The sequence below is a fragment of the Oceanitalea stevensii genome, assembly GCF_014837105.1.
GTDB classification, from domain to species: Bacteria; Actinomycetota; Actinomycetes; order Actinomycetales; family Actinomycetaceae; genus Oceanitalea; species Oceanitalea stevensii.
The window spans coordinates 14,612-29,096 of the sequence record NZ_JACSPO010000018.1; the positions used below are offsets into that span (position 1 = coordinate 14,612).

The 14,485-nt window shown below is 73.4% G+C and carries 15 protein-coding genes; 11 read left to right on the plus strand and 4 right to left on the minus strand.

What is annotated here, in order from left to right; translation table 11 throughout:
• Positions 1-151 precede the first annotated feature (151 nt).
• Positions 152-700 carry a DUF4870 domain-containing protein gene (locus tag H9624_RS15905; protein WP_251840878.1) on the minus strand — a complete coding sequence of 183 codons (549 nt, stop codon included), beginning with the start codon at positions 698-700 and terminating at the stop codon, positions 152-154.
• An 87-nt stretch (positions 701-787) separates the two neighbouring features.
• Between H9624_RS15905 and H9624_RS15910 the strand changes: the two genes are divergently transcribed.
• From H9624_RS15910 to H9624_RS15940, 7 genes are all read left to right on the plus strand, one after another.
• On the plus strand, positions 788-1,381 hold the full coding sequence (locus H9624_RS15910) for an ASCH domain-containing protein (RefSeq protein ID WP_251840879.1): 594 nt from the start codon (positions 788-790) through the stop codon (positions 1,379-1,381).
• A 140-nt stretch (positions 1,382-1,521) separates the two neighbouring features.
• On the plus strand, positions 1,522-2,574 hold the full coding sequence (locus tag H9624_RS15915; RefSeq protein WP_251840880.1) for a 3-isopropylmalate dehydrogenase: 1,053 nt from the start codon (positions 1,522-1,524) through the stop codon (positions 2,572-2,574).
• Between the two features lie 133 nt (positions 2,575-2,707).
• Positions 2,708-3,802, plus strand: a complete 1,095-nt coding sequence (locus H9624_RS15920) for a branched-chain amino acid aminotransferase (protein ID WP_251840881.1) — start codon at positions 2,708-2,710, stop codon at positions 3,800-3,802.
• Between the two features lie 232 nt (positions 3,803-4,034).
• On the plus strand, positions 4,035-5,654 hold the full coding sequence (gene cimA / locus H9624_RS15925; RefSeq protein WP_251840882.1) for a citramalate synthase: 1,620 nt from the start codon (positions 4,035-4,037) through the stop codon (positions 5,652-5,654).
• Positions 5,655-5,697: 43 nt separating this feature from the next.
• Positions 5,698-6,747: a lipoate-protein ligase LplAB gene (gene lplAB / locus H9624_RS15930; RefSeq protein ID WP_251840883.1), complete on the plus strand. Its 1,050-nt coding sequence runs from the start codon at positions 5,698-5,700 to the stop codon at positions 6,745-6,747.
• A 126-nt stretch (positions 6,748-6,873) separates the two neighbouring features.
• A complete protein-coding gene (locus tag H9624_RS15935; RefSeq protein WP_307784976.1) occupies positions 6,874-7,578 on the plus strand; it encodes a YggS family pyridoxal phosphate-dependent enzyme in 705 nt (234 codons plus the stop codon).
• Between the two features lie 61 nt (positions 7,579-7,639).
• Positions 7,640-8,194, plus strand: a complete 555-nt coding sequence (locus H9624_RS15940) for a hypothetical protein (RefSeq protein WP_251840885.1) — start codon at positions 7,640-7,642, stop codon at positions 8,192-8,194.
• A 54-nt stretch (positions 8,195-8,248) separates the two neighbouring features.
• Here H9624_RS15940 and H9624_RS15945 read toward each other — a convergent pair whose 3' ends face one another.
• Positions 8,249-10,249 carry a M13 family metallopeptidase gene (locus tag H9624_RS15945; protein WP_251840886.1) on the minus strand — a complete coding sequence of 667 codons (2,001 nt, stop codon included), beginning with the start codon at positions 10,247-10,249 and terminating at the stop codon, positions 8,249-8,251.
• A gap of 85 nt (positions 10,250-10,334) precedes the next feature.
• Here H9624_RS15945 and H9624_RS15950 point away from each other — a divergent pair, with 85 nt between their 5' ends.
• Positions 10,335-10,781, plus strand: coding sequence for a ribose-5-phosphate isomerase (locus tag H9624_RS15950; RefSeq protein WP_251840887.1), 447 nt, complete (start codon positions 10,335-10,337; stop codon positions 10,779-10,781).
• A gap of 16 nt (positions 10,782-10,797) precedes the next feature.
• On the opposite strand, the gene H9624_RS15955 is transcribed toward H9624_RS15950, so the two are convergent.
• Complete coding sequence (locus H9624_RS15955) at positions 10,798-12,084, minus strand: GNAT family N-acetyltransferase (protein ID WP_251840888.1); 1,287 nt, start codon at positions 12,082-12,084, stop codon at positions 10,798-10,800.
• A 51-nt stretch (positions 12,085-12,135) separates the two neighbouring features.
• On the opposite strand from H9624_RS15955, the gene H9624_RS15960 reads away from it, so the two are divergent.
• The 3 genes from H9624_RS15960 to H9624_RS15970 are packed head-to-tail and all read left to right on the plus strand — an operon-like array spanning position 12,136 to position 13,901.
• Positions 12,136-12,462 carry an MGMT family protein gene (locus H9624_RS15960; protein WP_286011321.1) on the plus strand — a complete coding sequence of 109 codons (327 nt, stop codon included), beginning with the start codon at positions 12,136-12,138 and terminating at the stop codon, positions 12,460-12,462.
• Positions 12,455-13,378 carry an Fpg/Nei family DNA glycosylase gene (locus H9624_RS15965; RefSeq protein ID WP_251840890.1) on the plus strand — a complete coding sequence of 308 codons (924 nt, stop codon included), beginning with the start codon at positions 12,455-12,457 and terminating at the stop codon, positions 13,376-13,378. Before H9624_RS15960 ends, H9624_RS15965 begins: the two co-directional genes overlap by 8 nt.
• A gap of 46 nt (positions 13,379-13,424) precedes the next feature.
• Positions 13,425-13,901 carry a nucleoside deaminase gene (locus H9624_RS15970; protein ID WP_251840891.1) on the plus strand — a complete coding sequence of 159 codons (477 nt, stop codon included), beginning with the start codon at positions 13,425-13,427 and terminating at the stop codon, positions 13,899-13,901.
• A gap of 51 nt (positions 13,902-13,952) precedes the next feature.
• Here the strand turns inward: H9624_RS15970 and epsC are convergent.
• Positions 13,953-14,485, minus strand: a 533-nt coding sequence (epsC, locus tag H9624_RS15975; protein ID WP_251840892.1) for a serine O-acetyltransferase EpsC, incomplete at its 5' end; no start/stop codon positions are given.

Sequence of the window (14,485 nt, forward strand, 5' to 3'; positions counted from 1 at the left end):
CCGGTACCCGGGTGCGCGGCGACGGGCTTCCTGGGCCCGCCTCGCCCTCCCGCCTCCGCCGGGACAGCGCGAGGCTATGCCCACGTATCCAGCGGCGGACAGGGTGACGAAGGGGGATTTCCGCGAAGCACCCTCCATCACCCTCCGGCGCTCAGTGCAGGATCGGTACCTGGAACGGGTAGCGGTAGACCTCGCCGCGGTTGGCGGCGATCGCGCCCTTGATCGACAGCACGAGCTGGGCGACGAACGCGCCCACCCACAGGAAGATCGCGACCGGCAGGAGGAAGATGGTGAAGGCGCAGATGATGGCCGCGATGTTGGCGACCCACACGGTGACGTTGAAGTTGAAGGCGCTCGCAGCCGCGTTGCGCACCAGCGGTCCACGGTCGCGCCAGATGAACCACACGACGAGCGGGGCGAGGAAGCTGAGCAGCGTCGCGGTGAGGACGAGACCGATGAGCGGCGAGAGGTGGGCCAGGACGGCGATCGTGCGGTCGTCGCTCGAGGCATAGGGCTGCTGCCCGTGGTGCGGGTAGCCGTAGGGCTGCTGCCCGGGGGCCTGGTAGCCGTACTGCGGGGCACCGTAGGGCTGCTCGCCGTAGGGCTGTCCCTGTGGCGGGTACCCGCCGCCCTGCCACGGCTGTCCCCCGGAGGGCGGCTGGCTCTGGTCGCGGAAGTCGTCCGGAGGCGTGGTGGACATGGTGCTCCTTCGTCGGCACGGCGTGCTGAGGCCCAGCGTACGGGCGTGAGGGCGGCGGTGTCCCCGCCGCCTGGCAGACTCCCTGTCATGGCATGGAGCGAGGACACAGACGGCAGCACCGAGCACGAGCCGGGGACGGCAGAGGCGCGGGACGCCGCCGTCGCCGCCTACTGGGCCACCGCCCGCAAGCGGGCAGGCCTCAACCGGCTCGACGTCGTCGTCGGCCAGCAGGCGATCGGGGCGGTGCAGCCGCCGGCGTGGTCCTTCGGCTCCGACCCGCGCGAGGCCGACTCCCTGCTCGGCCTGGTGCTCAGCGGCGCGAAGACCGGAACCTCGAGCGCGGCCCAGCCCTACGCCGTGCGCGGCGAGTCGGTGCCCCGGCCGGGTGACCTCTCGATCATCCTCGACGGCTCGGGCCGCCCGCGGGCGCTCATCGTCACGCCGGCGATCGAGGTCGGCCCGTACTCCGCGGGCGACGCCGCGCACGCGGCGGCCGAGGGGGAGGGGGACCTGTCTCTCGAGCACTGGCGGGCCGTCCACGCGCCCTTCTTCGCCGCGGAGCTCGCGGAGGTGGGGCTGGGCTTCGACGACGACAGCGAGGTCGTCCTCGAGCGCTTCCGGCTCCTCGACCCGAAGCGACACTCCCAGGGAGCCGACGAGCGGGAGCCGGTCCTCACCTGAGGCGACCGGCCCGCCCGCCTCGGCGAGCGGCTGATCGCGTCCGCGCCGGTGCCCGGTGGCGGGGCGTCCTGGAGGGAACACTCCGACCGAACAGTGAGACGCGTATCCCGACACGTGGACGCCATCTCTAGGGTGGGTGCATGACGCGCACCATCGACCTCGCAGTGATCGCCGGCGACGGGATCGGTCAGGAAGTCGTCGCGGAGGGGCTCAAGGTCCTCGACGCGGCGCTGACGGACGTCACCGTCCGCACGACCCCCTACGACCTCGGCGCCGCCCGCTGGCACCGCACCGGGGAGACCCTCACCGACGAGGACCTCGCCGCCATCCGCCAGCACGACGCCATCCTCCTCGGTGCCGTGGGGGACCCGGGCGTCCCCAGCGGTGTCCTCGAGCGCGGTCTGCTGCTCCGCCTGCGCTTCGAGCTCGACCACTACGTCAACCTGCGCCCCTCGAAGCTCTTCCCCGGGGTGTCCACGCCCCTCGCGGAGCCGGGCGAGATCGACTTCGTCGTCGTCCGCGAGGGCACGGAGGGGCCCTACGTCGGCAACGGCGGGGCCATCCGAGTCGGCACGCCGCACGAGGTGGCCAACGAGGTGAGCGTCAACACGGCCTTCGGCGTCGAGCGCGTCGTGCGCGACGCCTTCGCCCGCGCCGCGGCGCGACCCCGCAAGAAGCTCACGCTCGTCCACAAGCACAACGTCCTCGTCCACGCCGGCCACCTGTGGCGGCGGACGGTCGAGCGCGTCAACGCCGAGTTCCCCGACGTCACCGTGGACTACCTCCACGTCGACGCCGCGATGATCTTCCTCGTCACGAACCCCGCACGCTTCGACGTCATCGTCACCGACAACCTCTTCGGCGACATCGTCACCGACCTCGCCGCGGCCGTCACCGGCGGCATCGGCCTGGCCGCGTCCGGCAACGTCAACCCCGACGGCACCGCACCGAGCATGTTCGAGCCGGTCCACGGCTCCGCGCCGGACATCGCCGGCCAGGGCAAGGCCGACCCGACCGCCACCGTGCTCTCGGTCGCCCTCCTGCTCGAGCACCTCGGCCTCGGCGACGCCGCGGCCCGTGTGGAGCGCGCCGTCGCCGCCGACATCGCCGCCCGGGGGACCACCCCCCGCACGACGAGCGAGGTCGGCGACGCGCTCGCGGCCGCCGTCGCGGAGGCCCAGCCCGTCTCCTGACGGCCGTCCACGCCGGGAACCGGTGACCCCGGTTCCCGGCGACGCGCTCCCCGGGCGCTACCCTCGAGTACCACTGCACGCACCAGCACCCGCCCGCGTGGGCGGATGACCGAAGGACCGCTGGAGGCCCGCCATGACCACTGCACCTGCCGAGTTCGCGATCGTGCCCAGCTCGCGGCCGCGGACGACGTCCGAGCGCGCGGCTGCCCTGGACCGGCTGAGCTTCGGCGTCGAGTTCACCGACCACATGGCGCGGGCGACGTGGACGGTCGACGGCGGGTGGCACGGTCACCGGGTCGAGGGCTTCGCCCCGCTCGAGCTCTCCCCGGCCGCCTCGGTGTTCCACTACGGCCAGGAGATCTTCGAGGGCCTCAAGGCCTACCGGCACGCCGACGGCTCGGCCTGGGCCTTCCGCCCCGAGGCCAACGCCCGGCGCTTCCAGGCCTCCGCGCGCCGCCTGGCGATGCCGGAGCTGCCTGTCGAGGACTTCCTCGCCTCGATCCGCGCCCTCGTGGAGACCGACCTCGAGTGGGTGCCGGCCACCGCGGGCGCGAGCCTGTACCTGCGCCCCTTCATGATCGCCACCGAGCCCTTCCTCGGGGTGCGTCCCTCCCACCGCTACGAGTACCTCGTCATCGCCTCCCCGGTGGGCCCGTACTTCGTCAACGGCTTCCAGCCGGTCTCGATCTGGGTGGCCGAGGACTACCACCGCGCCGGCCCCGGCGGGACGGGCAACGCGAAGTTCGGCGGGAACTACGCCGCGAGCCTGCTCCCGCAGCAGACCGCCTACGCCCGCGGGTTCGACCAGGTGTGCTTCCTGGACGCCGGCACGGGCACCAACCTCGAGGAGCTCGGGGGCATGAACGTCTTCGTCGTCGGCGCCGACGGCGTCGTGCGCACCCCCGCCCTCACCGGCACCATCCTCGAGGGCGTCACGCGCTCGTCGATCCTCACGCTGCTCGCCGACCAGGGCACCCCGGTCGAGGAGTGCGACATCCCGCTCAAGGGGCTGCTCGCCGGCATCCGCGACGGCTCCGTCAGCGAGGTCTTCGCCTGCGGCACCGCCGCGGTCATCACCCCGATCGGGCGGCTGGCGGGGGAGTCCTTCGACGTCACCGTCGCCGACGGCGCGGCGGGCCCGGTCACCGAGCGCCTCTTCAGCCAGCTCACCGACATCCAGTTCGGCCACGCGCCCGACCCCCACGGCTGGATGCAGCCCCTCATCTGAGGGAGCGCGTGGACGGGTGGCACGGGTCACCCTCCGCGTGTGGCATCATGACCCCATGCAGTTCCGGCTCATTATCGGCTAGCGCACGCGGCACCACCCGCCACGTGCGCAACCTCCCGTACCCCGGGAGGTTTTTTTGTTGCCGGGGCCACCTGCCCGGCGGCGGCCGAGACCCGGCACCACCCCCGCCGGGGAGCAGGACTGCGACGGCTGACACAGGGAGACCGACACCATGAGCACGACGACGCGCCCCGCCTCGCAGGCTGAGCTCACCATCGACGTCTACGACACGACCCTGCGCGACGGTGCGCAGCAGGAGGGGATGAACCTCTCCGTCGCGGACAAGCTCGCCATCGCCCCGCTCCTCGACGAGCTCGGGGTCGGGTACATCGAGGGCGGGTGGCCCGGCGCGATCCCGAAGGACACCGAGTTCTTCGCGCGCGCCGCCAAGGAGCTGGACCTGCGCCACGCGCGCCTGGCCGCCTTCGGGTCCACCTGCAAGGCCGGCACGCGCCCCCACGACGACCCGCAGGTCCGTGCTCTCGTCGACTCCGAGGCGCCGGTCATCACGATCGTCGCGAAGAGCGACATCCGGCACGTCGAGCGGGCGCTGCGCACGACGGGGGAGGAGAACCTCCGGATGATCGCGGACACCGTCCGCTACCTGCGCGAGCAGGACCGCGAGGTCATCCTCGACGCCGAGCACTTCTTCGACGGCTACCGCTACGACGCCGAGTACGCCGTCGCCGCGATCAGGGCGGGCCTGGACGCCGGCGCGCACGTCGCGGTCCTGTGCGACACCAACGGCGGCATGCTGCCCGGCTGGGTCGGCGAGATCGTCACCGACGTCCGCGCGCGGGTCGACGGGGTCCTGGGCATCCACGCCCACAACGACACCGGCTGCGCGGTCGCCAACTCCCTCGCGGCCGTCGAGGCCGGCGTGCGGCACGTCCAGGGCACCGTCAACGGGTACGGCGAGCGGACGGGCAACGCCGACCTCGTCACCGTCGTCGCCAATCTCGAGCTCAAGCACGGTGTCGACACCCTCGCCGGTGACGGCCTGCGGGAGTCCAGCCGCCTGTCGCACGCGATCAGCGAGATCACCAACATCAGCCCCTACGCCCGCCAGCCCTACGTGGGCTCCAGCGCCTTCGCCCACAAGGCCGGCCTGCACGCCTCGGCGATCCGCGTGGACCCCGACCTCTACCAGCACATCGACCCCGTCGCCGTCGGCAACGACATGCGCATGCTCGTCTCGGAGATGGCGGGCCGGGCGAGCATCGAGCTCAAGGGCCGCGAGCTCGGCATCGACCTGTCCGGCCGCGCCGACGTCCTCTCGCGCGTCACCGAGCGGGTCAAGGCCGCCGAGGCGCAGGGCTACACCTTCGACGCCGCCGACGCGTCCTTCGAGCTGCTGCTGCGCGAGGAGCTCGACGGCGCCCGCCCCCGCTACTTCACCGTCGAGAGCTGGCGGGCCATGGTGCAGACCCTGAGCGAGGACATCTCCCTCACCCTCGCCGAGGCCACCGTCAAGCTCCACACCGGCCGCGGCCGCATCGTGTGCACCGGCGAGGGGAACGGACCGGTCAACGCCCTGGACCACGCCCTGCGCCAGGCCCTCGTCGACGTGTACCCCGAGCTCGAGGACTTCGAGCTCATCGACTTCAAGGTGCGCATCCTCGACACCCAGTCCGGCACCGACGCCACGACCCGCGTGCTCATCGAGACCTCCGACGGCGCGCGCTCGTGGAGCACGGTGGGCGTGGGCCCCGACATCATCGAGGCGAGCTGGGAGGCGCTGGTCGACTCGGTGGTCTACGGGCTGCTCCACCGCGACGTCCACCCGCGCTGACCGCGACCGCCGCGGCCGGGGCGGCGCGCGGTAGCCTGCAGGCGTGCGAGGCGAGTACAAGGTTCCCCAGGGCAAGCTGGTCGCCGTCGACCTCGATGTCGTCGAGGACCGGCTGCGCCACGTCAGCGTCTCGGGGGACTTCTTCCTCGAGCCCGACTCCGCGCTGGAGGACATCAACGCGGCCCTCGAGGGCATGCCCGCGACGGCCGGCGCCGAGGAGCTCGCGCAGGCGGTGACGCGGGCGCTGGACCCGCAGGTCGCGCTCGTCGGCTTCAGCGCCGACGCCGTCGGTATCGCCGTGCGCCGCGCGCTCGGGCACGCGACGAGCTGGGCCGACCACACCTTCGAGGTCATCGGACCGCGCGTGCTGCCGCCCGCGGTGCACGTGGCCCTGGACGAGGTCCTGCCCGGGGAGGTCGCCGCCGGCCGCCGCGGCCCGCTCATGCGGATCTGGGACTGGGACGCCCCGCTCGTGGTCATCGGCTCCTTCCAGTCGGTGCGCAACGAGATCGACCCCGACGGCCTGGCCCGGCACGGGATGACGGTCGTGCGCCGGGTCTCCGGCGGCGGGGCGATGTTCATGGAGCCCGGCAACTGCATCACCTACTCCCTCGTCGTGCCGACGTCGCTCGTCGAGGGGCTGAGCTTCGAGCGCTCCTACGCCTTCCTCGACGACTGGGTGCTCGGCGCCCTCAAGGAGGTGGGGGTCAACGCGCGGTACGTGCCCCTCAACGACATCGCGTCCGACGCCGGGAAGATCGGCGGCGCCGCGCAGAAGCGCTTCGCCAGCGGCGTCGTCCTGCACCACGTGACGATGAGCTACGACATCGACGCCGACAAGATGCTCGAGGTGCTGCGCATCGGCCGGGAGAAGATGTCGGACAAGGGCACGGCGAGCGCGAACAAGCGCGTCGACCCGATGCGCTCGCAGACCGGCATGAGCCGCGCGGCCATCATCGACTCCTTCATCGCCCACTTCGAGGGCCGCTACGACACCGTGCGCTCGGACTACACCGAGGACGAGCTGGCGCGCGCCGAGCAGCTCGTCCAGGACAAGTTCCTCGACGACACCTGGACCTACCGGGTCCCCTGACCGCCACGGGGGCGCCCGCAGCTGGATCGCGCACGGGCAGGATCCGGCTCTCGGCAAGCCGGGGCGCGGCCAGCCCGTTCCGACTCCCGGAGAGGGGTCCGCCGCCGCCGCGATATGGTCGGCGGCGTGAGCAGTGAGGTGGCCGAGCGCCTGGCGCAGGTGCGGGAGCGGGTGGCCGCCGCCGCCCGGGTCGTGGGCCGCGACCCCGCCGAGGTGCAGCTCCTCCTGGCGGTCAAGACGCTGCCCGCCGACCGCGTCCGGGAGGCGATCGACGCCGGCGCCCGCCTCCTCGGGCACAACCGGGCGCAGGAGCTCGTCGCCACCGCCCCCGACCTCGCCGGCCTCCCGCACGAGATGCACTTCATCGGGCGGCTGCAGTCGAACAAGGCGGGCAAGGTCGTGCCGCTCGTCAGCTGCGTCCAGAGCGTCGACAGCCTCGCCCTCGCCGAGCGTCTCGACCGCCTCGCCGGCCGCGAGGGACGCCGGCTCGACGTCTTCGCCCAGGTCAACACCTCCGGTGAGGACACGAAGGCCGGGGCTGCGCCGCAGGGCGCGGTGGCGCACGCCCTCGCCGTCGCCGCCCTGCCGCACCTGCGGCTGCGCGGGCTCATGACGATCGGCGCCCGGTCCGAGGACGTCGACGTCGTGCGCGCCTCCTACGAGCGGCTCGCCACGCTGCGGGACGACGTCGTCGCGAGCGGCGCGCCGGGGACGGCCGAGGCGCGCGAGCTGTCCATGGGGATGAGCACCGACCTCGAGGTCGCCGTCGCTGCCGGCGCGACGATGGTCCGGGTCGGGACCGCCGTCTTCGGAGCCCGCCCCACCGGCTAGGTTGTCCTTCACGGGGGCTCGTCACGTACCGTGTCGGGGTTCTCGAGAGACGGGAAGGCCCATGTCCGACACCGGCCGCCGGCTGACGCCGGCGCAGCTGCTCCTCATCGTCGTCGTCAGCATCCTCGTGCTGCTCTTCGTCATCCTCCTCGCCGGCCGCCTCACGGACGGCGGGGGCGAGCCGGGTGCGGACGCGTCGACGACCACCGCCGCGTCGACCGACGACGCGACCGGTGACGCCACCGACGACGCCACCGACGACGTGACGCCGACGGCGGAGCCCGAGGCGGAGTACTTCGCCTCGCCGTCGGGCAACATCGTCTGCGCCCTCACGCCGGACAGCGCCGACTGCGTCATCTCGAACTTCCAGTACGAGCCCGAGGACGCCTCCTGCGAGGAGGACGGTGCCGGCGGGCACCTGCGCGTGGAGGAGGCCGGGGCGTCGATGCCCTGCGAGCCGCTCGTCGTCGCCGGTGACGTGCCGGCCCTGGACTACGGGGAGACGACGACGGCGCACGGCTTCACCTGCGAGAGCGCGGAGTCCGGCGTCACGTGCCGCCACGACGGCTCCGGCTACGGCTTCACGGTGGCCCGCGCGTCCTACGAGCTGTTCTGACGCGACGAGGGCCGCCCGGGACGTCCCGGGCGGCCCTCGCGGCGCGTCAGCGGGTCACCAGATGCGCACGCGCTCCTCGGGCGGGAGGTACAGCGCGTCGGTGGGCTTCACGTCGAAGGCCTCGACGAAGGCGTCGAGGTTGCGCACCACCCCGTTGCAGCGGAACTCGTTGGGGGAGTGCGGGTCGATCGACAGCAGGCGGACCACCTCGGCGTCACGCGCCTTCTGCTGCCAGATGCGGCCCCACGAGAAGAAGATGCGCTGCAGGCCGGTGAGCCCGTCCACGACCGGGGCGCCGTCCAGCCCGGACAGCCCCTGCTTGCGCAGCGCGATCTCGTAGGCCTTGATCGCGATGGACAGACCGCCGAGGTCCCCGATGTTCTCCCCGATCGTCAGGGCGCCGTTGACGTGGTGGGACCCGTCGAGCTGGGCGGGGGAGAAGGCGTCGTACTGGGCGATGAGGGCCTTCGTGCGGGCCTCGAACTCGGTGCGGTCCTGCTCGGTCCACCAGTCGTGCAGCCGGCCGGTGCCGTCGTACTTGCTGCCCTGGTCGTCGAAGCCGTGGCCGATCTCGTGCCCGATGACCGAGCCGATGCCGCCGTAGTTCCACGCGTCGTCGGCGTCGACGTCGAAGAACGGGGGCTGGAGGATGGCCGCGGGGAAGACGATCTCGTTCATCGTCGGGTTGTAGTAGGCGTTGACCATCTGCGGCGGCATGAACCACTCGTCGCGGTCCATGGGCTCACCGAGCTTGGCGAGGTTGCGCGCGGTCTCGAAGAGCTCGGCGCGACGGACGTTGCCGAGGAGGTCGGTCGGGTCCGTCTCGAGGGTGGAGTAGTCGCGCCACTTGTCGGGGTAGCCGATCTTCGGCGTGAACGCGGCGAGCTTCTCCAGCGCGCGCTCCTTGGTCTCCTCGCCCATCCAGTCCAGCTCGGTGATCGACTGGCGGTAGGCCTCGATGAGGTTGTCGACGAGCTCCTGCATCCGGGCCTTGTGCTCGGGCGGGAAGTGGCGCTCGACGTAGATCTTGCCCACGGCCTCGCCCAGGGCGCCCTCGACGAGCGCGACGCCCCGCTTCCAGCGCTCGCGCATCTCCGGCGCGCCGGTGAGCGTGCGGCCGTAGAAGTCGAAGTGCTCCTCGACGAGGGCGGCCGGCAGGTACGGCGCGCGGGCCGAGACGACGTGCCACAGCAGCCACATCCGCAGCGAGTCGACGTCCAGCTCCTCCCACGCCGCGGCGAAGTGGGTGAGGAAGGAGGGCATCCCGACGATGGTCGAGTCGACGGCGCCCGCGGGCAGGTTCAGCGACTCGCGCCACAGGTCCCAGGGGAAGCCGGGGGCGGAGTCGAGGACCTCGGCCCACGTGCGGGGGTTGTTGATCTGGTCCGCCTCGCGGGAGCGCACCTTGTCCCAGTGGCCTGCGGCCAGGCGGGTCTCCACGTCCATGACGCGCTGCGCCGCGCCCATCGCCTCGTCGGCGGTGACGAGCCCGGAGAGCTCGAGCATCGCGGCGACGTGCGCGAGGTAGGCCGCGCGGGTCTCGGCGTGGGCGTCCTCGCGGTAGTAGGACTCGTCGGGCAGCCCGAGCCCGCTCTGCCACAGGAAGACGCGGTAGCTGTCGGGGTCGTTGAAGTCGGTGTCGACGAAGAGCGCGACGGCGCCGCCCACCCCCGTGGAGGCGAGGGTGCCCATCGCGCGGGCGAGCGACTCCTTGTCGCGGGCGGCGGTGAACAGCTCGAGGTCCGGCTGGAGCGGTCCGGTCCCGAGCGCCTCGATGCGCTCCTCGGCCATGAACGAGGCGAACAGGTCGCCGACCTGCTTGGCCTCGCCCGTCGCGTCCTCGGCGGCGGCGGCGTCGGCGATGATCTCGCGCACCCGCTGCTCGGACAGGTCGCGCAGCACCATGAAGGCGCCGTCGCGGGCCCGGTCGGCCGGGATCTCGTGCTCGCGGAGGTAGGTCCCGTTGATGTGGAGGTAGAGGTCGTCCTGCGGCCGCACGGTCGTGTCCATGGCCTGCTCGAACGACATCGACGTGGTGGTCTCGTCAGTCGTCATGGTCCGACGATACGGGAGGCGCCGTGGCCGGCGCGGGCTGAGATCGTCGTCCGCGGCGGTCGCGGGACACGGCAAGATAGGGACCATGCGCATCCACATCGCCGCCGACCACGCCGGGTTCGAGCTCAAGGCCGCCCTCGTCGAGCACCTCACCGCGGGGGGCCACGACGTCGTCGACCACGGGGCCCACACCTACGACGCCCAGGACGACTACCCGTCCTTCTGCTTCGCGGCCGGGGAGGCCGTCGTCGCCGAGCCGGGCAGCCTCGGGATCGTGCTGGGCGGTTCCGGCAACGGCGAGCAGATCGCCGCGAACAAGGTCCGCGGGGTGCGCGCCGCGCTCGCGTGGGACCTCGACACCGCGACGCTCGCGCGCACGCACAACGACGCCAACGTCCTGTCGCTCGGCGCTCGCAAGCACTCCGTCGACGACGCCGTCGCCATGGTCGAGGCCTTCATCGCCGAGCCCTTCTCCGGCGACGCCCGCCACCAGCGCCGCATCGACCAGCTCGCGGAGTACGAGCAGCGCTGAGACGGGCCGCCTCCTCCTAGAAGCCCCAGCCGGTGGACGCGGCGACGGGCCACGCGAACGCCGTCGCCGCGGGCACGAGGGTGCCCGGCACGAGCTCGGTGGCCCGGCCCGCCGCGGCGAGCGCGGCGAGCGACGTCCCCCCGAGGTACACCGCCCCGAGGTCGGCGATGCCGAGCGCAAGCTGGGCCGGCTCGTCGGTCCGGGTGACCTCGGCGCCGTCGGGCCCGCCGCGCACGTGCCAGCGGCTCGCGTTGTCGGGCACGAGCGCGTCGTCGACCTCGAGGACGACGTCGACGGCGGCCGGGTACGCCCGTGCCTCCAGCGCCGCCCGCACGTCGAGGATGCGGACCCAGACGTCGTCGTGGACCCGACGCTCGATGCCGCGCAGCTCGATGAGCAGCCCGAGGAGGGCGTCGTCGGGGGCGAGGTTGTGGGCCTTGACCTGCCCCATGAGGTCGAGGTCGAGGAGCGTGGACCACAGCGCCCGGGAGGCGGCGGGGTCGAGCGCGAGGGCATCGTGGACGCTGACGGTGCCCGCGGGCAGGTTCTCCTCGCCCCAGCTCTCCTTGCGACGCAGGACGGCGTAGCCGCGCGGCTCACCCGAGGAGTCCCTGACGACGGCGATGCGCTTGCGCTCGGCGCCGCGGCGCGCGGAGGGCCAGTCGACGAGGTGCGCGGCCCGCAGCTCCGGGGTGTCCCGGGTGATCCACCCGGGCCGCACGACGGCACCGTGGACACGCTCGACGACCTCCGGGCCGTGGTACGCGGGGTCGAGGGTCTCGAGCTCGACGGCGAGCGCGTCGGCCCCCGGGACCGCCCGGAGGCCGGCGCCGCGGGACAGCGAGAGGGACACGCGGTGGGAGGCGATCCCGTAGCCGTAGCGTCCGTAGATGCCGCTCTCGGCGGCGTTGAGGACGGAGAGGACCTCCCCGCGCTCGCGGGAGCGGCGCAGGTGCGCGTGGAGCATCGCCCGGCTCAGTCCCCGACGGCGGTGGCCGGGGTGCACCCCGACCCAGGTGAGGCCGGCGGCCGGTAGCCGCTCGCCGCCCGGCACCTGGACCCGGAAGGCGAAGGAGGAGTGCATCGCCGCGAGGACGGGGCCGCGGGTGGCGTCGTGCCACACGCCGACGCTCCGGCCGGGCTCGAGGTTCCACACGTCGGCGGGCTCGTCCTCGGGGTTGAGGTCGAAGGCGAAGGCCCAGCGGTCGATCTCGCGCATGGCCTCGCGGTCGGCGACGTCGTCGAGCTCGGCCAGGCGGTAGCCGGACGGGAGCGGGGTCTCGGGCGGGTCGGTGAAGGTCACGGGCAGAGCATGGCAGCGGCCCCGACGGCGCGGCGAACGGATTTTGGGACAATGGCCGGCGTGACCGACTGGAGCGAGCTCGTCCTCGACATCGCCGACGACGTCCCGCCCGGCCGCGCCACGACGTACGGCCTCGTCGCGGAGGCCGCCCGCGCCCGCACCGGCCGGGGCTCGGCGCGGTCGGTCGGCGCCGTCATGTCCCGCGAGGGCAGCTCCGTCGCCTGGTGGCGGGTGGTCCGCGCCGACGGCTCCCTGCCCGAGCAGCTCACCGCCCGCGCCGCCGAGCACTACCGCAGCGAGGCGACGCCGCGGCGCCCCGGCGGCTCCGTCGACCTCACCCGCGCCCTGTGGGACCCCGTGGAGGACCCCCATGCCTGAAGGCCACTCGATCCACCGCCTCGCGCTCGCCTTCGACGAGCTGCTCCACGGCGAGCGCCTGGAGGTCACCTCACCGCAGGGGCGCTTCGCCGCGGGCGCCGAGCTCCTCGACGGACGGCGCCTGGCGGCCACCGACGCCCACGGCAAGCACCTGTTCCTCGGCTTCGCGCAGGACGGCGAGGCGCCCGAGGACTTCCGCTGGCTGCGGGTGCACCTGGGCCTGTACGGCTCGTGGACCTTCGCCGGCGACACCACCTTCCACGCACCGCACGCCATCGGCGCGCCCCGGCGGCGGGTCGCGGAGGAGGAGACACCCGTGGGGGACGGCGGCGCCCAGGCGCCGTCGCCGGCGGAGTGGACGGTGCCCGAGCCGCGGGGAGCCGTGCGGGTCCGGCTGCTCGGGGAGCACGGCGTCGCCGACCTCACCGGCCCCACCGCCTGCGAGGTGGTGACGCCGCAGGAGAAGGACGCCGTGCAGGCACGGCTCGGTCCCGACCCGCTGCGGGCGGACGGGGACGTCGAGCAGTTCGTCGCCAACGTGCGCCGCCGGGCGCGGCCGGTGGGCGAGCTGCTCATGGACCAGTCGGTCATCGCCGGCGTCGGCAACATCTACCGCGCCGAGGCGCTCTACCGGGCCCGGCTGCACCCGCGCAAGCTCGGCCGGACCGTCGCCGCGCCGCGTCTGCGGGAGATGTGGGCCGACCTCGTCGGGCTCATGTCCGACGGCGTCGCCACCGGCCGGATCGTCACCACCGAGCCGGAGGACCGGCAGGAGGACGAGGACCGCTGGTACGTCTACCACCGCGAGGGGCGCCCCTGCCTGCGGTGTGGGAGCAAGGTCGCCGAGGACGAGATGGCCGGTCGGCGGGTCTTCTGGTGCCCGCGGGAGCAGCGCCGGCCCTCGGCCGCCGCCTGAGGAAAACACTCGCGTCGGGCGCGCGACCGGGGGCAGCATCGGGGGCATGGACGAGGAGACTGTCACCACCGAGCTGACCGCCGTCGTGGCGCGGGCCGAGCGCAACGTCGTCCACGACGGCGGGCCCTTCGCCGCCGTCGTCGTCCTGCCGGACGGCCGGCGGTTCGAGGGGGTCAACCAGGTCGTTCCGACCAGCGACCCGACGGCGCACGCCGAGGTCGTCGCGATCCGGCGCGCGTGCGCCGCGACGGGCTCGGTCGCGCTGGAGGGCGCGGTCGTCTACGCGAGCTGCGAACCCTGCCCGATGTGTGTCGCGGCAGCCCTCTGGGCACGCGTCGACGCGGTCTACTACGCCGCCGACCGCCACGACGCCGCCCGCGCCGGCTTCGACGACGCCGCCTTCCACGACTACTTCACCGACCCGGGCCGCCGGGAGCTGCTGCCGGTGGTGAGGCAGCCGGTGCCCGCGGCCACCCGGCCCTTCCTCGCCTGGCAGGACAAGGCGGACCGGACCCCGTACTGACGCGCGGCCGGCCCCACCGAGGCGGAGGCGGAGGGTGCGACGGGAGTCGGCTCAGATGAACAGCGCGGGATCGGCGTAGGGGTCGATCTCCGGCGGGTTCTCACGCACGCGGCCGGGCACGCCGACCGCGACGGCGCCCGCCGGCACGTCCTTGACGATGACGGCGTTGGCGCCGATCTGGGCGTCGTCGCCCACGCTGATCGGGCCGAGCACCTTCGCGCCGGCGCCGATGACCACGCGGTTGCCGATCGTCGGGTGCCGCTTGCCGCGGGTCATCGAGCGGCCGCCCAGCGTGGTGCCGTGGAAGAGGACGACGTCGTCGCCCACCCGGGAGGTCTCGCCGATGACGACGCCCATGCCATGGTCGATGAACAGCCGGCGCCCGAGGACGGCCGCCGGGTGGATCTCGATGCCGGTCAGCGCCCGCACGAGCTGGGACAGGAGGCGCGCCGGCAGCCTGCCGAGGGGACCGGCGTGCCACACCCGGTGGCAGACCCGGTGGGCCCACAGGGCGTGGACCCCCGGGTAGCCGAGCGCCACCTCTGCGAGGGGGGGGGGGGGGGGGGGGGGGGGCGGGGGGGGGC

Excerpts from the sequence above, each read along its gene's own strand:
- H9624_RS15905 (WP_251840878.1), bottom strand. The coding sequence starts at position 700 with ATGTCCACCACGCCTCCGGACGACTTCCGCGACCAGAGCCAGCCGCCC.
- H9624_RS15910 (WP_251840879.1), top strand. The coding sequence starts at position 788 with ATGGCATGGAGCGAGGACACAGACGGCAGCACCGAGCACGAGCCGGGG.
- H9624_RS15915 (WP_251840880.1), top strand. The coding sequence starts at position 1,522 with ATGACGCGCACCATCGACCTCGCAGTGATCGCCGGCGACGGGATCGGT.
- H9624_RS15920 (WP_251840881.1), top strand. The coding sequence starts at position 2,708 with ATGACCACTGCACCTGCCGAGTTCGCGATCGTGCCCAGCTCGCGGCCG.
- cimA (WP_251840882.1), top strand. The coding sequence starts at position 4,035 with ATGAGCACGACGACGCGCCCCGCCTCGCAGGCTGAGCTCACCATCGAC.
- H9624_RS15940 (WP_251840885.1), top strand. The coding sequence starts at position 7,640 with ATGTCCGACACCGGCCGCCGGCTGACGCCGGCGCAGCTGCTCCTCATC.
- H9624_RS15945 (WP_251840886.1), bottom strand. The coding sequence starts at position 10,249 with ATGACGACTGACGAGACCACCACGTCGATGTCGTTCGAGCAGGCCATG.
- H9624_RS15950 (WP_251840887.1), top strand. The coding sequence starts at position 10,335 with ATGCGCATCCACATCGCCGCCGACCACGCCGGGTTCGAGCTCAAGGCC.
- H9624_RS15960 (WP_286011321.1), top strand. The coding sequence starts at position 12,136 with ATGGCCGGCGTGACCGACTGGAGCGAGCTCGTCCTCGACATCGCCGAC.
- H9624_RS15965 (WP_251840890.1), top strand. The coding sequence starts at position 12,455 with ATGCCTGAAGGCCACTCGATCCACCGCCTCGCGCTCGCCTTCGACGAG.
- H9624_RS15970 (WP_251840891.1), top strand. The coding sequence starts at position 13,425 with ATGGACGAGGAGACTGTCACCACCGAGCTGACCGCCGTCGTGGCGCGG.